The 20,283-nt window shown below is 69.0% G+C and carries 19 protein-coding genes; 14 read left to right on the forward strand and 5 right to left on the reverse strand.

Features of this window, described 5'->3' with window-relative positions; genetic code table 11:
* Positions 1-121 precede the first annotated feature (121 nt).
* Both AC6R2M_RS05285 and AC6R2M_RS05290 read left to right on the forward strand, forming a co-directional pair.
* Positions 122-832, forward strand: a complete 711-nt coding sequence (locus tag AC6R2M_RS05285; protein WP_500486185.1) for a DUF1013 domain-containing protein — start codon at positions 122-124, stop codon at positions 830-832.
* Between the two features lie 46 nt (positions 833-878).
* On the forward strand, positions 879-1,430 hold the full coding sequence (locus AC6R2M_RS05290) for an AAA family ATPase (RefSeq protein ID WP_500486187.1): 552 nt from the start codon (positions 879-881) through the stop codon (positions 1,428-1,430).
* Between the two features lie 3 nt (positions 1,431-1,433).
* Here AC6R2M_RS05290 and AC6R2M_RS05295 read toward each other — a convergent pair whose 3' ends face one another.
* Both AC6R2M_RS05295 and AC6R2M_RS05300 read right to left on the reverse strand, forming a co-directional pair.
* Complete coding sequence (locus AC6R2M_RS05295) at positions 1,434-2,246, reverse strand: SDR family oxidoreductase (protein WP_500486189.1); 813 nt, start codon at positions 2,244-2,246, stop codon at positions 1,434-1,436.
* A complete protein-coding gene (locus tag AC6R2M_RS05300) occupies positions 2,233-4,086 on the reverse strand; it encodes a glycoside hydrolase family 15 protein (protein ID WP_500486191.1) in 1,854 nt (617 codons plus the stop codon). The genes AC6R2M_RS05295 and AC6R2M_RS05300 overlap by 14 nt, the downstream gene beginning before the upstream one ends.
* Positions 4,087-4,282: 196 nt before the next feature.
* Here AC6R2M_RS05300 and AC6R2M_RS05305 point away from each other — a divergent pair, with 196 nt between their 5' ends.
* From AC6R2M_RS05305 to phoB, 8 genes are all read left to right on the forward strand, one after another.
* Positions 4,283-5,317, forward strand: coding sequence for a hypothetical protein (locus tag AC6R2M_RS05305; RefSeq protein WP_500486193.1), 1,035 nt, complete (start codon positions 4,283-4,285; stop codon positions 5,315-5,317).
* A gap of 20 nt (positions 5,318-5,337) precedes the next feature.
* On the forward strand, positions 5,338-6,636 hold the full coding sequence (locus tag AC6R2M_RS05310; RefSeq protein WP_500486195.1) for an ATP-binding protein: 1,299 nt from the start codon (positions 5,338-5,340) through the stop codon (positions 6,634-6,636).
* A 147-nt stretch (positions 6,637-6,783) separates the two neighbouring features.
* Positions 6,784-7,812 (forward strand): substrate-binding domain-containing protein, encoded by a 1,029-nt coding sequence (locus AC6R2M_RS05315; RefSeq protein ID WP_500487502.1) that lies wholly within the window; start codon positions 6,784-6,786, stop codon positions 7,810-7,812.
* 74 nt (positions 7,813-7,886) lie between these two features.
* Complete coding sequence (pstC, locus tag AC6R2M_RS05320; protein ID WP_500486197.1) at positions 7,887-9,371, forward strand: phosphate ABC transporter permease subunit PstC; 1,485 nt, start codon at positions 7,887-7,889, stop codon at positions 9,369-9,371.
* Positions 9,371-10,669, forward strand: a complete 1,299-nt coding sequence (gene pstA / locus AC6R2M_RS05325) for a phosphate ABC transporter permease PstA (protein ID WP_500486199.1) — start codon at positions 9,371-9,373, stop codon at positions 10,667-10,669. The genes pstC and pstA overlap by 1 nt, the downstream gene beginning before the upstream one ends.
* Positions 10,670-10,689: 20 nt before the next feature.
* Positions 10,690-11,493 carry a phosphate ABC transporter ATP-binding protein PstB gene (pstB, locus tag AC6R2M_RS05330; RefSeq protein ID WP_500486201.1) on the forward strand — a complete coding sequence of 268 codons (804 nt, stop codon included), beginning with the start codon at positions 10,690-10,692 and terminating at the stop codon, positions 11,491-11,493.
* Positions 11,494-11,594: 101 nt separating this feature from the next.
* Positions 11,595-12,326, forward strand: coding sequence for a phosphate signaling complex protein PhoU (gene phoU, locus AC6R2M_RS05335; RefSeq protein WP_500486203.1), 732 nt, complete (start codon positions 11,595-11,597; stop codon positions 12,324-12,326).
* A complete protein-coding gene (phoB, locus tag AC6R2M_RS05340) occupies positions 12,323-13,033 on the forward strand; it encodes a phosphate regulon transcriptional regulator PhoB (RefSeq protein WP_500486205.1) in 711 nt (236 codons plus the stop codon). The genes phoU and phoB overlap by 4 nt, the downstream gene beginning before the upstream one ends.
* A 310-nt stretch (positions 13,034-13,343) precedes the next feature.
* Here phoB and AC6R2M_RS05345 read toward each other — a convergent pair whose 3' ends face one another.
* The 3 genes from AC6R2M_RS05345 to AC6R2M_RS05355 all read right to left on the reverse strand — a co-directional run bounded on the left by AC6R2M_RS05345 (position 13,344) and on the right by AC6R2M_RS05355 (position 15,334).
* Positions 13,344-13,667, reverse strand: coding sequence for a hypothetical protein (locus AC6R2M_RS05345; protein WP_500486207.1), 324 nt, complete (start codon positions 13,665-13,667; stop codon positions 13,344-13,346).
* A gap of 827 nt (positions 13,668-14,494) precedes the next feature.
* Positions 14,495-14,755 carry a DUF3297 family protein gene (locus AC6R2M_RS05350; protein WP_500486209.1) on the reverse strand — a complete coding sequence of 87 codons (261 nt, stop codon included), beginning with the start codon at positions 14,753-14,755 and terminating at the stop codon, positions 14,495-14,497.
* Between the two features lie 3 nt (positions 14,756-14,758).
* A complete protein-coding gene (locus AC6R2M_RS05355) occupies positions 14,759-15,334 on the reverse strand; it encodes a GcrA family cell cycle regulator (RefSeq protein ID WP_500486210.1) in 576 nt (191 codons plus the stop codon).
* Between the two features lie 401 nt (positions 15,335-15,735).
* Between AC6R2M_RS05355 and AC6R2M_RS05360 the strand changes: the two genes are divergently transcribed.
* The 4 genes from AC6R2M_RS05360 (at position 15,736) to AC6R2M_RS05375 (ending at position 20,258) form a co-directional block, all read left to right on the forward strand.
* The gene (locus AC6R2M_RS05360; protein ID WP_500486212.1) at positions 15,736-16,947 is read left to right on the forward strand and encodes an aspartate aminotransferase family protein; all 1,212 of its coding nucleotides are present in this window, start codon (positions 15,736-15,738) and stop codon (positions 16,945-16,947) included.
* Positions 16,944-17,864, forward strand: a complete 921-nt coding sequence (argF, locus tag AC6R2M_RS05365; protein ID WP_500486214.1) for an ornithine carbamoyltransferase — start codon at positions 16,944-16,946, stop codon at positions 17,862-17,864. The genes AC6R2M_RS05360 and argF overlap by 4 nt, the downstream gene beginning before the upstream one ends.
* Positions 17,861-18,862 carry an Hsp33 family molecular chaperone gene (locus tag AC6R2M_RS05370; RefSeq protein ID WP_500486216.1) on the forward strand — a complete coding sequence of 334 codons (1,002 nt, stop codon included), beginning with the start codon at positions 17,861-17,863 and terminating at the stop codon, positions 18,860-18,862. Before argF ends, AC6R2M_RS05370 begins: the two co-directional genes overlap by 4 nt.
* Positions 18,863-18,932: 70 nt before the next feature.
* Positions 18,933-20,258, forward strand: a complete 1,326-nt coding sequence (locus AC6R2M_RS05375) for an alpha/beta hydrolase (protein WP_500486218.1) — start codon at positions 18,933-18,935, stop codon at positions 20,256-20,258.
* The last annotated feature ends 25 nt before the right edge of the window (positions 20,259-20,283 follow it).

Genomic DNA, 20,283 nt, shown 5'->3' on the forward strand with positions numbered 1-20,283 from the left:
GCGTTCGGCGCGTTCCTTGCGAAGCCAGAACGCCTTACCTATACTCGTGCGCAACATCCGGACATGTGGCGCTCGTCCACGGCCTGCCTCTCCGGGGCAGGCGAACAGGAGACTATTATCCATGGCTCAGCAGCTTCTGATGCCGAAGGCCACGGCAGTCTGGCTGGTCGACAACACCTCGTTGTCCTTCGATCAGATCGCCGAGTTCTGCACGCTCCACCCGCTGGAGGTGAAGGCGATCGCCGACGGCGAGTCCGCGCAGGGCATCAAGGGCATGGATCCGATCATCACCGGCCAGCTGACGCGCGACGAGATCGTGCGCGCGGAAGGGGACGAGAACTACCGCCTCAAGCTCGCGCCGCCCAAGGTCCGCGTGCCCGAGGCCAAGCGCAAGGGGCCGCGCTACACGCCGGTCTCCAAGCGCCAGGACCGTCCGAACGCAATCCTCTGGCTGGTGCGCAACCATCCCGAGCTGAAGGACCCGCAGATCTCCAAGCTCGTCGGCACGACCAAGTCGACGATCGAGCAGATCCGCGAGCGCACGCACTGGAACTCCGCCAACCTCCAGCCGCTCGACCCGGTGACGCTGGGTCTCTGCTCGCAGATCGATCTCGACCTCGAAGTCGAGAAGGCCTCGCGCGGCATGCCCCGGCCGGAGGAGGAGGCCGCCGAGGAGGAGCGCCTGCTCTCGGCCGCGCAGACGCAGAACTATCGCAGCGCCGAGCGCCGCGAGGACGAGGAGCTGGATGCGGCCGCCGTCTTCGCCAAGCTCACCTCCATGCGCCGCACGGAGAACGACGAGGACGAGAACGCCGAGAACGAAGCGCGCTGACGCGCCCTCCCTCGTGACCGCATTCGCGGGCCGGGATCGCCAGACCATGGGCGGTTCCGGCCCGAATCGTATCGTGATCTCGGGATGTTCGGGCGGCGGCAAGTCCACGCTCCTGTCCGAACTCGTCCGCCGCGGCCACCGCACCGTGGAGGAGCCCGGACGCCGTATCGTGGCGCGGGAGACGGCGGCGGGCGGGCGGGCTCTGCCCTGGCTGGACCTGGAAGCGTTCCTGCGCCGCGCGATCGAGATGTCGATCGCCGATCACGAGAGCGCGGCGAGCGAAACGGGTTTCGTCTTCTTCGATCGCGGGCTGATCGACGCCGCCTCCGCCTTGCAGGCGCTGACGGGGGAGCCCGTCCTTCGCGAACGCGCCGACCGGCACCGCTACGACCCGATGGTGTTTCTGGCGCCGCCCTGGCCGGAGATCTACGCGACCGATCCCGAGCGGCGGCACGGCTACGACGAGGCGGTCGCCGAGTACGAGCGGCTGGCGCGCGACTATCCCGACCTCGGCTATGCGGTGGTCGAGCTTCCGCGAAGGCCGACGCCCGAGCGCGCCGACTTCGTGATGGAGACCCTTGCGGATCGGGGCGGCTAGTTCTCAACCGCCGCCGCGAAATTCCGGATAGAGCGTCATGCCGCCGTCGATGAAGATCGACTGGCCGACGATGTACTCCGCCGCGTCGGACGCCAGCCAGGCCACGCAGCGGCCGATATCCGCCGGCTCCCCGATGCGCCCCGAGGGAATGAGCTTCAGCATCTCCTTCTCCCCGTCGCCCTTGCGCTCGTCCGCGTTGATGGCCGTCGCGATGGCGCCCGGCGCGACCGAGTTCACGCGGATGCCCTCGCGCGAGACCTCCTGCGCCAGCGATTCCATCAGGAGCTTCATGCCGCCCTTGGAGGCGGCGTAGTTCACGCGGAACGCCCAGGGAATGCGCTCGTGGACGGAGGAGTTGAAGACGATCTTGCCGAGCGAGCGGCTGATCTCGTCGCGCCGGCCCTTGGCGCGGAAGCGGCGCACCGCCTCGCGCGCGACGAGAAAGGCGCCGGTGAGGTTCAGCGAGATCACCGCGTTCCAGTCGTCGAGCGACATGTCGGCGATGCCGGCGTCCTTCTGCCGCCCGGCGTTCGACACGACGATGTCGATGGGGCCGAGCTCGCGCTCGGTCTGGTTGAACATCGCGACGACGTCGTCTTCCTTCGAGACGTCGGCCTTCACGATGACGGCGCGGCGCCCGAGCGCCTCGACGCGGGCCTTGGTCTCCCGCGCCCCGTCCGCACTGCCGTGATAGTTGACCGCCACGTCGGCGCCGGCGCGCGCCAGCTCGATCGCCACGCCCTGGCCGATGCCGGAGGACGCGCCGGTGACGAGCGCCGTCTGGCCGGCGAGGGAAAGCGGATCAGTGGATGCCATCGGGGTCCTCCAGCATCTGGAACATGGACGTTTCGGGGTGTCCGGCGCCGTCGGAGAGCGCCCGGTCGAGCCAGATCGCGGCCGAGATCAGCGACAGATGCGTGAGCGCCTGCGGGAAGTTGCCGAGATGGTCGCCCCGCCCGGACAGTTCCTCGGCGTAGAGCCCGAGATGGTTGGCGTAGGAGTGCAGCTTCTCGAACAGAAGGCGGGCTTCCGCCACGTGGCCGGTGCGCGCCAGGGCCTCGACATACCAGAAGGAGCAGATCGTGAAGGCGCCCTCCTTGCCCTCCAGCCCGTCCGGGTTCTCCTCGTCGTTGATGTAGCGCATGACGAGGCAGTCGTGGACGAGGCGCTCGCGCACCGCCTGCAGGGTCGAGGTCCAGAGCGGGTCGCGCGGATTGATGAAGCGCACCAGCGGCATCAGGAGGACGACGGCGTCGAGCCCCTTGCCGCCCTTCACCTGCGTGAAGGCGCCGATCTCCTCGTTCCAGAACTCGTTGAGGATCGTGTCCTGGATCTCGGAGCGGATGTCCCGCCAGCGGTTGATGTCGCCCTTGAGCGAATGGCGGACGGCAAGGCGGATGCCCCGGTCGAGCGCGACCCAGGACATGAGGACGGAGGAGAGATATTGCTGCGGCTCGCCCCGGCTCTCCCAGATGCCCTTGTCCGGCAGCCACCAGTTCTCGCAGAGCCAGTCGAGCATGCCGGCGAGCTTGCCCCAGACGTGGAAGGACGGTTTCCCGCGGGCCTTGGTCGCGATGTAGATCGCGTCCATCAGCTCGCCGTAGATGTCCATCTGGCGCTGTTCGAAGGCCGCGTTGCCGATGCGCACGGGCTGTGAGTCGGCGTAGCCGCGAAGATGCGGCAGCTCCATTTCCTCGAGCGTCTTCGCCCCGTCCATTCCGTACATGATCTGGAGATGCGGCGCCGTCTCGACCGTCCGCTCCATCAGGAAGTGGATGAAGGCCTCGGCCTCGTCGAAATAGTTGAGGCGCGACAGCGCATAGAGGGAGAAGGCGGCGTCGCGCACCCAGCAGAACCGGTAGTCCCAGTTGCGCTCGCCGCCGATCGTCTCGGGCAGGCCGAAGGTGGCGGCGGCCGCGATGGAGCCGTGCTCGGCGGAGGTGAGAAGCTTGAGCGTCAGCGCCGACCGCACGACCAGCTCGCGCCAATCGTCGGGATAGGAGCCCTTCTTCACCCAGGAGTGCCAGAAAGCGCTCGTGTCGTCGAAGGCCTTGGCGACGTAGGATTCGTCGATGGGCGGCGCGCACTCGCGGCCGGGGCAGAAGACGACGTGGCAGCTCTCGCCTTCCTCTAGCGTCCATTGGCCGGTGACGCGGCCGTCCTCGATCTCCAGCGGCATCGTGGCCTGGAAGGTGACGCTCTCGCCGTCCTCGCCCCAGGAGACCTCGACGCCGCCTTCGACCGCGACGATCCTCGGCTCCGCGCGGCCGTAGTCCGGCCGGGGAGCGATCGAGACACGGAGGTCCACCGTCCCCATCACCGCCTTGGCGCGGCGGATGATCCGGCCCGTGCCGTCCACCGGCATGAAATCGGTGACCTCGCCGATGCTTTCCTCGGTCAGGAAGCGCGACAGGAGGATGTTGGTGTCGGGCAGGTAGATCTGCCGGTGGCGCACGTCGCCGTCCTCGACCCAGACGCGGAACTCGCCGCCGCGCTCGGGGTCGAGCAGACCGGCGAACAGGCTCGGAGAGCCGAACTCGGGATGGCAGAAAAAATCGATCCGTCCATCCGGAGCGACCAGCGCCACGGTGCGCATGTCACCGATGACGCCGTGGTCGCTGATCGCGTTCGGCAGGGAGGCTTTGGCTGCGGACATGGATCGCTGGGGCTCGCGTGTCTGGTCGCGGGAAGATTGAGCGGGCGGGGGCGATGTAAAGCGGTATTTCGGCGCAGGCGGCCGACGTGCTATCGCGGAATCACGTACGGTTCGGGCGATGCTGTGGAACGGCCTCACGCCTGTCCCCTGGGACGAGACGGGGTTTCGCCTCGACGGCGAAGGCCCGGCAAAACGGATGGGTGAGCGGATGGATCCGATCGAGGAGAGCGTGCGCCGGGCCTTGGAGGGCGGCCGGCCGGCCGAGCAGTCCTTCCGCCGGAGCATCTACGCCGCGTCGACCCGCGCGGTGGAGCGCACGATCGCCTCGCGCGGGCTCGGCCCCGAGGAGGCCGAGGCGGAGCGCGCGCGCCTGGCCGACATCGTGGATCGCGTCGAGGCCGAGTATTTCGCCTATTACGGCGGGGACGGCGTCGGGGGCGATGCGTCCCCCGTCGAGGAGCCGATGGAGGCGGCGGCTGCGCCGCACGAGGATCGGCCGCCGTTCGAGCCTGTCCCCGCGCGTGCGGCGCCGGCCGCCTTCGAGCCGAACCGGGCGGCCGCGGAGCCATCCGAAGCGCCGGGGGCGGCGCCGGGCTGGACGCCGGGTGCGGGCCGCAGCGCGCCGCGTGCCGCGGGGCGCCGCGCGCCCGGCAAGGGCACGATCCTGGCGCTCGTCTTTCTGGTCGTCCTGGTGATCGTCGCCTGGATGTTCCTGCGCTCGGGTCCTGCGACCGATTCGGCCGCGACCTCCGCCTCCCCGGAGGCAGGCCTCGCCGAGCCCGCGGCGGGGACGGCGCCGAACTGGATCGACGTCTTCGCGGGCGCCGATCTAGAGCGCGTCTCGACGCCGTCGGGCGGTCGCGTCAGCGCGGTCGGCTCGCCGGAGCGGCCGGCCCTGCGCCTCGCGGGACCCGAAGGCGCGGAGGGCGAAATCCTTCTCGATCTCGGCCCCGGTCTCGTCGGCGAGATCGCCGGCTCGAACGTGCGCGTCGAACTCGTCGCCGGTTCGCCGGACGGAAACCTGCGCGAGTTCTCGGTGCGCTGCCTGTTCGCACAGGAGAGCGTGTGCGAACGCCAGCGCTTCGCGACCTCCATGCCGGAAGAGGCCTTCATCTTCGACGTGGAGATCCCGGCGGGCGTCTCGACGCCGGCCAGCCTCGCTCTCGGACCGGGCCTCTCCGACGACGGGCCCGATTTCGATCTCTACTCGGTGCGCATGCGAATCCTCTAGACCGGACGGCGGTGACGGCCATGGCGCAGGAGCCCGAAGGCGAAGCCGCGTCCGGCGAGGACGCCCGGGCTCCGGCCCTGATCGGCCCGGCGCATGTCGCGGTCGGCACGGCCCTTCTCGGCTTCGGGGCGGTCGGGCTCATGGTGCCGGACGCACGTCTTCTAGCCGGCGCGGCGGCGAGCCTGACCGTCGTCGCGACGGCCGCGATGCTCGCTCGGGCGCGCCCCGCCGCGAAGCGACCGCACCGTCCGGTGGCCTCGCCCGCCGGTTCCAGCGTCGACATCCTCGGCGCCGCCGTCTCGGCGATGCCCGAGCCGGCCCTTCTCGTCGATCGCTCGCTCTATCTGCGCTTTTCCAACGCGGCCGCGCAGGATGCGTTCGGAAGCTTGGAAGAGGGCGATCCGGTCGCGCTGCGGTTCCGCGCGCCGGACGTTCTGGCGGCGGCCGAGGAGGCGCTGGCCTCCTCCGAAGGGCGCGAGGCCGACTATCTGGAGCGCGCGCCCGACGATCGCTCCTTCTCGGTCGATCTGCTGCCGATCCGGGTGGGCGAGGATCGCGCGGGGGGAGGGGAGACGTTCCTTCTGATGCGCTTTCGCGACCGCACCGCCGAACGGCGGATCGAGCGCATGCGCATCGATTTCGTCGCCAATGCCAGCCACGAGCTGCGCACGCCGCTCGCCTCGCTGATGGGCTTCATCGAGACGCTGCAAGGGCCGGCGCGCGGGGACCGCGCCGCGCAGAAGCAGTTCCTGGAGATCATGCACCGGCAGGCCGGGCGCATGGCGCGCCTCATCGACGATCTCCTCTCGCTCTCGCGCATCGAGACCAAGCGGCGGCTGACCGCCGAAGACCGCGCCGATCTCGCCGAGGTGGTGGAGGCGGTGCGCTCGGAGATGAAGGCGCTGGCGCAGGAGGTCGATGTCGAGCTCGTCGTCGAGATCGGGGATGTCGGCCCGTGCGAGATCACCGGCGACCGGGACGAGCTGACCCGCGTCTTCGCCAATCTGGTCGAGAACGCCTGCCGCTACGCGGCCGAGGGGCGCCGGGTCGTCATCGGCCTGCGGCCCGTAGGCGACAGCATCGAGGCCTTCGTGCAGGATTTCGGGCCGGGCATCGAGGAGCGCCACATCCCGCGTCTGACCGAGCGCTTCTACCGCGCCAAGGCGGACGCCTTTCCGGGCGGCACCGGCCTCGGCCTGTCGATCGTTCGCAACATCCTTCTGCGGCACGGGACTCGGCTCGTCATCCGCTCGAAGGAGGGCGAGGGTTCCACATTCAGCGCGCGGTTCCGCCGCCGGAATCCTGCGAAGGCGAAATAGCGCAGCCAGAACAAGGGTCTGCGCTGTCATGTTTGTGTCGTCCAAACGACATATACGGTTCGCGTCCGATCGATAGACGGTTCGCGAGCCGATTGGACGAGAGGTCCGCGCTCGCAACGAAACCTCATTCAGGAGCATCCCCCCGTGATGACTCGCAAGTTCGCCGGCATCCTTCTCGGCGCCACCGTTCTGGCCGGCCCGGCCTTCGCCCAGTCCGCTGAGCCCGTCCAGGTCGCCGGTTCCTCGACGGTTCTGCCCTACTCGCAGATCGTCTCGGAGAACTTCTCCGAGGTCTATCCCGACTTCCCGACCCCCGTCATCGAATCGGGCGGCACGGGCGGCGGCTTCACCCAGTTCTGCTCGGGCGTCGGCTCGAACACGATCGACATCGCGAACGCCTCGCGTCCGATCACGGCCAACGAGAAGCAGGCTTGCGCCGCCAACGGCGTGACCGACATCCAGGAAGTCCAGTTCGGCTATGACGGCATCGTCTTCGCCTCGGCCGCCGACCGCGACAGCTTCGCGCTGACGCCGGAGATCGTCTACAACGCCCTGGCCGCGCGCGTCGTCGTCGACGGCGAGCTGGTCGACAACCCGCACCAGAACTGGTCGGACGTCGACGCCTCGCTGCCGAACCAGCCGATCGCGACCTTCATCCCGGCCGAGAATCACGGCACCCGCGAAGTCTTCGAAGTCGCGCTGATCAAGCCGGGCTGCGAGGCCTCGGGCGCGCTGGCGGCCTTCGAGGCGGCCGGCGAGGACAAGGACGCCTGCCTCCAGCTGCGCGGCGGCAACTTCGTCACAGACATCTCGGGCGACTACACCGAGACGCTCTCGCGCATCGGCGCGAACCCGGACGGCGTCGGCGTCTTCGGCCTCGCCTTCTACGAGCAGAACCAGGACCGCCTTCAGGTCGCGACCATCGACGGCGTGACGCCGTCGGTCGAGACGATCTCGACGGGCGAGTATCCGGTGTCGCGTCCGCTGTTCTTCTACGTGAAGACGGCCCATGTCGGCGTCATCCCGGGTCTCTCGGAGTTCGTCGAGTTCTTCCTCGACGAGCAGATGATCGGCCCGGACGGCCCGCTGGCGCAGTACGGCCTCGTCCCGGCGCCCGAGGCCGAGCGTGAGGCGTTCCGCACCAAGTTCGCGGACGGCACCACGATCGAGATGTAATCGAGCCTGGCTCGGCGGCGGCGGAGCGATCCGCCGCCGCGCTGTCCTCCCGCATCTCCCTTCGACGGGTCCTCATGTCGACGACGACGATCATTCTCATCGTTCTGGCGATCGCCGTGGCGGCCTTCGTCCTGGCGCAGCGCCGCAGCCTCTCCATCGCGGAGAAGGCGGGGGCGCGGCTCCACTCGCGCCCGATCTATCACGGCGCCTACGCCTTCTGCCTCGCCACGATCCCGGCCCTGGTGCTCCTCGCCATCTGGTCGATCGTCGCCCCGAGCGTCATCTCCGCCGCCGTCACCGCCTCGCTGCCGGACGATCTGGGGCCGCAGCTGCGCGCCTTCCCGACGCTCGTCGGCGGCATCATCGACGCGCTGGCGCAGGGGCTGCGCTCGCTTCCCGAGCACGAGCGCGCCGCCGCCGCGACGATGACGCTCGACGAGCTTCGACCCATCCTGCAGTCCCGCGGCTTCCCCATCGCCGCCGTGGCGCAGGACTTCATGATCCCCGCCGCGCTCCTGCAGATCGAGATGCAGAGCGTCAGCCGTCCGCTGATGACGGGCGCCGTCATCGCGCTCTCGCTCGCGGGTGCCGCCTTCGCGATCTGGCGCCAGTCGCTTCGCCAGCGGGTGCGCGACCGCGTCGAGGCGATCGTGCGGGCCTTCCTCATCATCGCCTCCTCGATCGCGATCCTGACGACGGTCGGCATCGTCCTGTCGATGCTCTTCGAGGCGCGCGAGTTCTTCTCCTACGTCCCGATCCACGAGTTCCTGTTCGGCACCGTCTGGGAGCCGCGCTTCGCGGCGGCCGGCACGACGCAGGCGGGACAGTTCGGCCTCGTGCCGCTCCTGGCGGGCACGCTCTACATCGCCTTCGTCGCCATGCTCTTCGCCGTGCCGACCGGGCTCTTCGCCGCCATCTACATGGCCGAATACGCCAGCAACCGGACGCGCTCGGTCGTCAAGCCGCTGCTGGAGGTGCTGGCCGGCATCCCCACCATCGTCTACGGCTTCTTCGCGCTCATCACCGTCGGCCCCTTCCTGCGCGATCTCTCCGCGCAGCTCTCCGCGATCGCGGGCGGCGGCTTCGTGCCCTTCATTCAGGCGCAGTCGGTGCTGACCGCCGGCCTCGTGATGGGCATCATGCTGATCCCCTTCGTCTCCTCGCTGTCCGACGACGTCATCACGGCGGTGCCGCGCTCGCTTCGCGACGGCTCGCTCGGCCTCGGCGCCACGCGCTCGGAGACGATCAAGAAGGTGGTCCTGCCCGCCGCCCTTCCGGGCGTCGTCTCGGCGCTCCTCCTCACCATGTCGCGCGCCATCGGCGAGACCATGATCGTGGTCCTCGCGGCCGGCATCGCGGCCAACATCACCATCAACCCCTTCGAGGCGATGACGACGGTCACCGTCAAGATCGTCTCCCAGCTCACCGGCGACATCGACTTCACCTCGCCGCAGAGCCTCGTCGCCTTCGCGCTCGGCCTGACGCTCTTCGTCATCACGCTGGGGCTCAACATCGTCGCGCTGCAGATCGTGCGCCGCTATCGGGAGCAGTACGAGTAATGAGCGAGACCCTTTCGAAGGCGCCGCCGCGCCGCGACATCGGGATCAAGCGCCGCTATGCCGCCGAGCGCCGCTTCAAGGCCTACGGCATCTCCGCGATCGCGGTCGGCCTGTTCTTCCTCGTCTGGCTTCTGTGGACGGTGATCAGCCAGGGCTACACCGCCTTCTGGCAGACCGAGCTGCGCCTGCCGATCACCTTCTCGGCCGAGGTTCTCGACCCGGACGGCACGGGGCAGCCGGACCCGGCGGTCCTGATGCGGGCGAACTATCCGGCGCTGGCGCAGGCGGCGATCGCCGAGCGCCTCGGCATCGACCCGGAAAACCGCCAGGAGATGACCCAGGCCGGCGCCATGGTCAGCCAGGGCGTGCGCACCATCCTGCGCAACGTCGTTCTCGACGACCCTTCCGTGATCGGCACGACGCAGGAGGTCTGGCTCCCCGCGAACTCGACCATCGATTCCGCGCTCAAGGGCCAGTTCAACCTCAACGTCGAGGAGAGCCGCCGTCCGGTCAGCGACCTCCAGCTGCGCTGGATGGACGAACTGCAGGAGGCGGGCGACCTGTCGCAGCGCTTCAACACCGGGCTCTTCACCTTCGGCGCCTCCTCGCGCGCCGAGACGGCGGGCGTGGGCGTCGCGATCGTCGGCTCCTTCATGATGATGCTGATCGTGCTCGCTCTGGCGCTGCCGATCGGCGTCGCGGCCTCGATCTACCTGGAGGAGTTCGCGCCCAAGAACAGGTTCACCGACCTCATCGAGGTGAACATCAACAATCTGGCCGCCGTGCCCTCCATCGTGTTCGGCCTCCTGGGTCTGGCGGTCTTCATCAACTATTTCGGCCTGCCTCGTTCGGCCGCGCTCGTCGGCGGGCTCGTGCTTACGCTGATGACGCTGCCGACGATCATCATCGCGACGCGCGCCGCGCTCCGCGCCGTGCCGCCCTCGATCCGCTCGGCGGCGCTGGGCCTCGGCGCCTCGCGCAACCAGATGGTGTTCCACCACGTGCTGCCGCTGGCCGCGCCCGGCATCCTGACGGGCACGATCATCGGTCTCGCCCAGGCGCTGGGCGAGACGGCGCCGCTGCTCCTCATCGGCATGGTCGCCTTCGTCGCCGACTATCCGAGCGGCCCGATGGACGCGGCCACCGCGCTGCCGGTCCAGATCTTCATGTGGGCGAACGAGGCGGACCGCGCCTTCGTGGAGCGCACCTCCGGCGCCATCATCGTCCTCCTCCTCTTCCTGGCGGTCATGAACATCGCCGCCATCCTCCTGCGCCGCCGCTTCGAGCGCCGCTGGTAGCCGATCAGATGGATACTCCCATGCACAAGCTCGTCTCCGAGCCGATGACGGTTCCGGCCCCCAAGACCCCGATCAAGATGAAGGGCGAGAAGGTCGACGTCTTCTACGGCGCCAAGCAGGCGCTCTACGAGGTCGGCATCGACATTCCCGAGCGCCAGGTGACGGCGCTGATCGGCCCCTCGGGCTGCGGCAAGTCGACCTTCCTGCGCTGCCTGAACCGCATGAACGACACGATCGAGGGCGCGCGCGTCGTCGGAAAGATCACGCTCGACGGCGAGGACATCTACGACAAGAGCCTCGACGTCGTGGAGCTTCGCGCCCGCGTCGGCATGGTGTTCCAGAAGCCGAACCCCTTCCCGAAGTCGATCTTCGAGAATGTCGGCTACGGCCCGAAGATCCACGGCCTCGCCAAGAGCAAGGCCGATCTGGAGGAGATCGTCGTCACCTCCCTGAAGAAGGCGGGTCTGTTCGAGGAGGTGAAGGACCGCCTGCACGAGCAGGGCACGGGCCTGTCGGGCGGCCAGCAGCAGCGCCTGTGCATCGCGCGCGCCATCGCGGTCTCGCCCGAGGTGATCCTGATGGACGAGCCCTGCTCGGCGCTCGACCCGATCGCGACCGCCACCATCGAGGCGCTGATCGACGAGTTGAAGCAGAACTTCACCATCGTCATCGTGACCCACTCCATGCAGCAGGCCGCGCGCGTCTCGCAGCGCACGGCCATGTTCCATCTGGGCCGCATCGTCGAGGTCGGGCCGACCGAGAAGATGTTCCAGAACCCGGACGACAAGCGCACGCGCGACTACATCACCGGCCGCTTCGGCTGACCGGACAGGGTAGCGGGCCCTCGACGGCCCGATGCGCGAGAACCGAAGAGTTTGAGCGACCATCGCGTGCGGAGCCACGCACCGCTCACGGGGAGAAGAGCATGCCCGGACACATCGTTTCGTCCTACGACGACGAGCTGAAAGCCATCCTGCGCCGCATCTCCGAGATGGGCGGGCAGGCCGAGCGGATGGTCGAGCAATCGGTCACCGCGCTCATCAAGAGCGACATCCAGCTCGCCCAGCGCGTGATCGCCGACGACCGGCTTCTCGACGAGGCGCAGCGCGAGCTCGACGAGCACGCGATCCGCACCATCGCCAAGCGCCAGCCGATGGCGCAGGACCTGCGCGAGATCGTCGGCGCGATCCGCATCTCGAACGACATCGAGCGCATCGGCGACATGGGCAAGAACATCGCCAAGCGCGTGATCGCCGTGCACGAGCACGGCCAGCCGGTCAAGCTCGTGCGGGGCCTGGAGCATCTGTCGGGGCTCGCGCTCGAACAGCTGAAGGAAGTGCTCGACGCCTATGCGCGGCGCGACGAGGACCGCGCCGAGATGGTGCGGGCGCGCGACGAAGAGATCGACGCGATGTACACCTCGATCTTCCGCGAACTCCTGACCTACATGATGGAGGACCCGCGCAACATCACCGCCTGCACGCATCTCCTGTTCTCGGCCAAGAACATCGAGCGCATCGGCGACCACGCGACGAACATCGCCGAGACGATCTACTACATCAAGACCGGCGAACAGGTCGAAGGCGAGCGTCCGAAGGACGACCGCACCCATGCCATCGTCGCCGAGCCGGGCGGGACCGTGGGGACGGTCCTGTGACGACGGGGCCCCACATCGCCGTCGTCGAGGACGACGAGGCGCTGGGCGTTCTTCTCCGCTACAATCTGGAGGCCGAAGGCTACAGCGCGGAGGTGATCGCGCGCGGCGACGAAGCCGATCTCCGGCTGCGCGAGAAGGTGCCGGACCTCCTGATCCTCGACTGGATGCTGCCGGGCCTGTCCGGCGTCGAGCTCTGCCGGCGCCTGCGCCTTCGCTCCGAGACGCAGCGCCTGCCCATCCTGATGCTGACGGCGCGCGGCGAAGAGGACGAGCGCGTGCGCGGCCTGTCCGTCGGCGCGGACGACTATGTCGTGAAGCCCTTCTCGACGCTGGAGCTGATGGCGCGCATCCGCGCCATGCTACGCCGGGCGAGCCCCGAGCGCGTCGCGACGCAGCTGACGGCCGGCGACCTCGACCTCGACCGCGAGACGCGCCGCGTGCGCCGGGCGGGCCGCGAGGTGCGCCTCGGCCCGACGGAGTTCAAGCTGCTGGAATTCCTCATGCAGGCGCCCGGCCGCGTGTTCTCGCGCGAGCAGCTGCTCGACGGCGTCTGGGGGCAGGGGATTTATGTCGACGAGCGCACCGTCGACGTCCATGTCGGGCGCCTGCGCAAGGCGATCAATCGCGGCCGCTTGCGCGACCCGATCCGCACCGTGCGTGGCGCCGGCTACTCGCTCGACGAGACCTTCGCGGCGAAATCGGCCTGAGGGACCGCGGACGCCCCTCGGGCACGTGGATGCGCGGAAGCAGGACGACGCGCACTCCTCTCCCTCAAAGGGAGAGGGGTCCGAAGGACGGGCGAGACGAGTGGCTCGCCCCGGCGGACGCAACGCCGCTGGCGGATCAACAGCCTACAACATCCAGGCACAGACAGGGGCGTCGTCGAGCTCGGCGTTGCGCGGACGTCCTCTTTTCTGACGTTGCGGGCGTCATGCCCTCATCCCCCTGCCGGGACCTTCTCCCGCGCAGCGGGAGAAGGCGAAGCGTAAGCGCCGCGGCTTTGCGTCTGCGGCCGCCTCAGCGGAAGGTGAAGCGCGAGACCTCGCAGACGTTCACCCCGTATTCGGTTTCCTCGCGCCCGCTCTCGAACGTCGCCTTGAAGTCGAAGACGCAGAAGCCGGTGCCGTCGTCGAAGTTCACCCGCACTTCCGCGCCGGGCATCAGGACGTCGTTGCCGAGGATGTCCTCCTCCCAGTCGGTGGTGCCGGTGTTGGACCCGTGAAGGTAGAAGATCGGCTCCTTGGCGCCGTTGTGGATGACGACGCGGCGGTCCAGCGCCGAAGCGGCCGTGGCCGAGAGGATGACGGAAGCGCTGATGAGCGCGGCGAGAAGGCTCCGCATGGGAGAGGCTCCGTTGACGGCATCCCACAGGCGGATGCCTCGCCGCCACATTGCGGCCCCATTCTTCTACCGCCAGACTTCCGTGAAGTCACTTGGAGTCTTGTTGCGGTCCGAAGACGCAACGCGGGATGGCTAACGCTGGGGACGGGGCCTCGAAGCTGAAGACTGTGTTCAGCGGCGAGCCCGACGAGGCCCTCACCCAGCTGCTCGCTCGCGCTCGCATCCACCCTCTCCCCGAGGGGAGAGGAATGGCGCCTCTTTCGATGCGCTCACGCAAGCATTCGAACGGTCGACATCGCGGCGAAGCTTCTCCTTCTCCCCTTGGGGAGAAGGTGCCGGCAGGCGGATGAGGGCATCGCAGGGCGCCGGCGCTCGATGATCGTCCTGGGTGCGGTCACGGGATGAGCGTGGCGAAGGAAGAACCGTCTTCAGCGGCCGAGCCCGACGAGGCCCTCACCCGGCTGCTCGCTCGCGCTCGCATCCACCCTCTCCCGTTCCGGGAGAGGAATGGCGCCTCTTTCGGTGCGCTCACCCAAGCATTCGAACGGTCGACACGGCGGACGGGCAGGGCGGCGAAGCCTCCCCTTCTCCCCTTGGGGAGACAAGTCCCGGCAGGCGGATGAGAGCGTGGCAGGGCGCCGACGGTCGGCCCACGAGCGGAAGACGAAAGACCGTTCCCCTTCGCCGTCCTGGACGAAGGGCGGCGAAGGGGAACGCGCGGACCGGACGCCGAGGCGCCGGCCCGTATCATCGGCTGCCGCACCGGCCCGAGACCCGTACCCGGTTCCCGAAAGCCCGATGCGCAGGATCGGAAGCGCTCGGCGCGCTCAGCCCTCCGCCGGCGCGTCGTCGCGCAGATAGGGCTCGACCTCGCCCTTCAGCTTGATCGTCAGAGGCTTGCCCTTGCGATCGAGCGTCTTGCCGGCCGCCACGCGGATCCAGCCCTCGGAGACGCAATACTCCTCGACATTGGTCTTCTCGACGCCCTTGAAGCGGATGCCGATGCCGCGCTGGAGCAGCGCCTCGTCATGGAAGGGGCTGTCGGGGTCGTTCGACAGGCGGTCGGGCAGGTTCGTCGCGTCCGCCATCGATCAGCGCGCCCGGCGGCGGTCGGCGACCGGCTGGAAGGCGATCCGCGCATGGTACTGGCAGTAGGGCGAGGCGTCGCCGGAATGATTGCCGCAGAAGCGGAAGTCCGGCGAGAGCGGGTCGCCCAGCGGCCATTTGCAGGTGCGCTCGGAAAGCTGGACCAGGGTGAGGTTGCGCGAGATCGGCACGATCTCGGCGCTGCGGCGCGGCTCGCTCTCCACCGCCGGCTGGGCGATGAGATCGACCACTTCCTCGACCTTGAGCGCGGCCGAGCCCACCGAGCGCGCGGTCGGCTGGGGCGCGGGGCGCGAGATGGACGCCGGCGCCGCAACGACGAGGCGCGGTGCCTTCTCCTCGACGACCGGGGTCTCGACGATCACGGGACGCGGAGCGGCGGCCGCAACGGTCTCGGTTTCCGAAGGGACGGCCTTGATCCGGCTTTCCAGCTTGAGGCGGTGCACCTTGCCGATCACCGCGTTGCGCGTGACGCCGCCGAGCTCGGCCGCGATCTGGCTGGCGCTGTTGCCCTCGGTCCACCGCTTCTTCAGGAGCTCGATGCGTTCGTCCGTCCAGCTCATCGGGAAAAGTCCTCGTCTCTTACGCGCGTCTTGCGGAATCCGTCCTCGACCCGAGGGTCTGAAGGCCCCGGGAGGTCGTCTATATCTATGTGATACTGAAGTCCGCCGCGCGATATATGGTATGTGCTCAAACATTAACGTATGGCCGGACTCGCTGACAAGGCGAGCAACCCGCCGCACGAATCGAAAATCGGCTTATCCCCAGCTTGCCGCGTTCCGAACGGCGGTCCCGCGCCGGGCCGGCGGGGCCCGCCGCGTTGACAATGCGCGTCGCGCCCATGGTATACAGCGGCCTGAAACGATGCCTCGACGATCATAAGATGGTCCGGAAGCCTGCCTCCCGCAGGCTTCGTTCGTTTCTGAAGAGACCGCCGTACCCTTCATCTGCCGGAAGTCCCGCCATGGTCGCCGCGAACGCAGCAAGGTCCGCCCTCTACGCCACCTATGCGAGAGCGAACCTCAAGTTCGAGCGAGGCGAGGGCGTGTGGGTGACGACCGACGACGGCCGGACCTTCCTCGATTTCGGCGCCGGCATCGCGGTCAACGCGCTCGGCCATGCCCATCCGCACCTCGTCGGCGCGCTGACGGAGCAGGCGGCAAAGCTCTGGCACGTCTCCAACCTCTACGAGATTCCCGGTCAGGCGCGCCTGGCCGAACGTCTGGTCGAGGCGACCTTCGCCGACCGCGTCTTCTTCGGCAATTCCGGGGCCGAGGCGCTGGAATGCGCGATCAAGACGGCGCGCCGCTACCACTACGTCAACGGCGCGCCCGAGCGCATCGAGATCCTGACCTTCGAGGGCGCCTTCCACGGCCGCACGCTCGCCACGCTCGCCGCCGGCGGGCAGGCGAAGTATCTGGAAGGCTTCGGCCCGAAATCCGAAGGCTTCCGCCAGCTGCCCTTCGGCGATCTGGAGGCGGTGAAGGCCGCGATCGGCCCGCAGACGGCCGCCATGCTGATCGAGCCCATCCAGGGCGAGGGCGGCGTGCGCCGCGCCCCGCGCGCCTTCCTGCAGGGGCTGCGCGACCTGTGCGACGAGCACGGCCTCCTGCTCCTCTTCGACGAGGTGCAGACGGGAATCGGCCGCACCGGGCATCTCTACGCCTATCAGGGGATCGGCGTGACGCCGGACATCCTCGCCTCAGCCAAGGGCATCGGCGGCGGCTTCCCGATGGGCGCGTGCCTTGCGACCGAAACCGCGAGCGCGGGCATGACCGCCGGCACCCACGGCACGACCTATGGCGGCAACCCGCTGGCGATGGCCGTCGGCAACGCCGTTCTCGACGTCGTCCTGTCCGAAGGCTTCCTGGAGCACGTCCGCGACATGGGGCTCTTGTTCAAGCAAGGGCTCGCCTCCCTGGCCGACCGCTTCCCCGACGTCGTGGAGGAGGCGCGCGGCGAGGGGCTGCTGGTCGGCCTGAAGGGCCGCGTTCCGAACGGCGAGATCGTCGGCGCCTTCCGCGAGGCGGGCCTTCTCAGCGTGCCGGCGGGCGACAACGTGGTGCGCCTCCTGCCGCCGCTCATCGTCACCGCCGAGGAGATCCGCGAGGGTCTGTCGCGGATGGAAAGCGCGCTGGGCGCGCTCCAGTCCGTCCGGACGGAGACCGCAGCGTGAGGGCCGGAACGCGGCACTTCCTCGACCTGGCCGTCGTCGAGCCGAGCGAGCTTCGCGCGATCCTGGAGGACGCCAAGGCGCGCAAGGCGCAGGGGCGGGGCGGTCCGCGCCCGCTCGAAGGGCGCATGCTCGCCATGATCTTCGAAAAGCCCTCCACCCGAACGCGCGTCTCCTTCGACGTGGCGATGCGCCAGCTGGGCGGCGAGACGCTGTTCCTCTCCGGCACCGAGATGCAGCTCGGCCGCTCCGAGACGATCGCCGACACCGCGCGCGTCCTGTCGCGCTACGTCGATGCGATCATGATCCGCACGACCGAGCATTCGCGGCTTCTGGAGCTCGCGGAAGCGGCGACCGTGCCGGTCGTCAACGCGCTGACCGACGACACCCATCCCTGCCAGCTGATGGCCGACATCCTCACCTTCGAGGAGCATCGCGGCCCGGTGGAGGGCAAGACCTTCGCCTGGACCGGCGACGGCAACAACGTCCTGAACTCGCTGATCGAGGCCTCGGCGGCCCTGCGCTTCAAGCTGCGGATCGCGACGCCGGAAGGCTCGGAGCCCTCCGGCCTCTTCATCGAGGCGGCCAAGCGGCGCGGCGCGGACATCCTCACCACCTACGACCCCGTCGAGGCGGTGACGGGCGCCGATTGCGTCGTCACCGACACCTGGGTCTCGATGGGACGCGAGGAGGCGGCGCGCGGCCACAACGTCTTCCAGCCCTATCAGGTGAACGCGGCGCTGATGGCGCATGCCGACCCGAAGGCGCTCTTCATGCACTGCCTGCCCGCCCATCGCGGGGAGGAGGTGACCGACGAGGTGATCGACGGGCCGCAATCGGTGGTCTTCGACGAGGCGGAGAACCGCCTGCACGCGCAGAAGTCGGTGCTCGCCTGGATGTTCGGCGAGGTTCGGGCATGAGCGAGACCGAGGGTCACGAACTCGGCGAGTTCGGCTATGCGGGCGACGACGCGGTCGTTCCCTTCCAGGTCGAGGCGCTGGATACGCGCGGACGCGCCGTCCAGCTCGGCGCGATGGTGGATTCGATCCTCTCGCGCCACGATTATCCCGAGCCGGTCGCGCGGCTCCTGGGCGAAATGATCGTCCTCACCGTCCTCCTCGGCACCTCGCTGAAGTTCGACGGCCGCTTCACCACGCAGACTCAGACCGACGGTCCGGTCGATCTTCTCGTCGTCGATTTCGGCACGCCTTCCTCGGTGCGGGCCTATGCGCGCTTCGACGCCGAGCGGCTGGCGGAAGCGATCGCCGCCGGTCAGACCGAGCCCGAACGTCTGCTCGGCACGGGAACGCTGGCGCTGACCGTCGATCAGGGCCCGGAGATGCAGCGCTATCAGGGCATCGTCGCGCTCGACGGCGCGACGCTCGAAGCGGTGGCGGAAGGCTATTTCCGGCAGTCCGAACAGATCCCGACGGCCGTGCGGCTGGCCGTCGCGCGCATCGCGCGGCGCCAGGAGGGCGGCGGCTTCGCCGAAAGCTGGCGTGCCGGCGGGCTCGTGGCGCAGTTCCTGCCCGCCGCGCCCGAGCGCATGCGCATGCCCGACCTTCCCGGCGGCGACCTGCCGGAGGGCGTGGAGGACGCGTTCGACTTCGAGCCGGACGACGCCTGGACCGAGGCGCGCGCGCTCGTCGACACGATCGAAGCCTCCGAGCTCGCGGACCCGGATGTCGGGGTCGAACGCCTGCTCTTCCGCCTCTTCCACGAGCGCGGCGTGAGGGTGTTCCCGGCGACGCCCGTCGAGGACGACTGCTCCTGCTCGCGCGACAAGATCAAGGCGGTGCTCGACGGCTTCTCGGCCGAGGAGATCGAGGATTCGGTCGAGGACGGCCGCATCCAGGTCACCTGCGAGTTCTGCAACGAGACCTACGAATTCTCGCCGAGCGAGTTCGCCAAGGGCTGACGGCGCTCGGCTTGGCGAATCGCAAGGCCCCCCTTAGCATCGACCCCTTCGACGAAGGGGAGATCGTCAGATGCCGTTCCACACACGTTCCATCGCGTTCGCGGGGCTCGCAGCCGCCGCCCTGTCGGCCTGCCCTGCGCTGGCGCAGGAGACGGCCGACTGCCCGGACAGCGTTCCCGCCGGGACGGAATGCTTCCGGGGCCAGGACGAGAACGGCGCCTGGTATCTGATCGCCAAGCCGCAGGACTGGAACGGCGTGCTCGTTCTCCACGCCCACGGCGGGCCGCGCCTTTCGCCGCCCGCGCGCGAGGACGCCGACGAGGACCTCGCCCGCTTCGCCATGATGGTGGAGGAGGGTTATGCCTGGGCCGGCTCGAACTACCGGCGCGAAGGGTTCGGCGTGCGGATGGCGGCCGAGGACATGCTCAATCTGGTGCCGATCGCCGTCGAGGCGGTGGGCGAGCCGGAGGTGACGATCCTCCACGGCCAGAGCTGGGGCGGCAATGTCGCGGCCAAGACGGCCGAACTCTACGCCATCGGCGGCGACGGAGCCCGACGCTTCGACGGTGTCCTTCTGACCAACGGCCTGCTCGCCGGCGGGCCGCGTCCCTACGACTTCCGCGCCGATCTGCGGGCCGTCTACCAGTTCTACTGCCGGAACCACCCGCGCGCGGACGAGGAGCAGTATCCGCTCTGGCGCGGCCGTGCCGAGGGCTCGGAGCCGATCGCGCGCGCGGACATCGAGGCGCGGGTCGAGGAGTGCACGGGCCTTTCGAAGGCGCCCGAGGAGCGCAGCGAGGAGGAAGCCCGCAACCTCGCCGACATTCTGGCCGTCACCCGCGTGCCGGAGCGCACGCTGGTCGCGCATCTGAACTTTGCGACCAACACCTTCGCCGACATCGTCGGCGAGCGGCTGGACGGGCTGAACCCCTTCACCAACGAGGGCGTTCGCTACGAGGGCTCGCACGACGACGAGGCGCTGAACGAAGGGGTCGAACGGTTCCGTGCCGACCCGGACGGCCTGCGACGGCTGACCTACGATTCGGGCCTGACGGGGCAGATCGTCCTGCCGACCCTGACGGTGCACGCGATCGACGATCCGACGGCCTTCGTGGAACTGGAGGACGAGTATCGCCGAACGGTCGCCGCGGCCGGGAATGCCGATCTCCTGGTGCAGACCTTCGTTCGCGAAGGCGAGCATTCGCGCCTTTCGGCTCCGCAATATCCGGCCCTTCTGGAAGCGCTCGTCGACTGGATCGAGGACGGGCGGCGCCCGACGGCCGCGCGCGTCGCCGAACTCTGCGCCGATCTGGAGCCGCGCTACGGGGACGAGACGTGCCACTTCGAGACCGGCTACGCCCCGCCGCCTCTCGCCACCCGTTCGCCGGAGCGCTGAAAGCTCCGGCGGTGCGCCGCCGGCC

Source organism: Aureimonas sp. CAS (assembly GCF_059838215.1).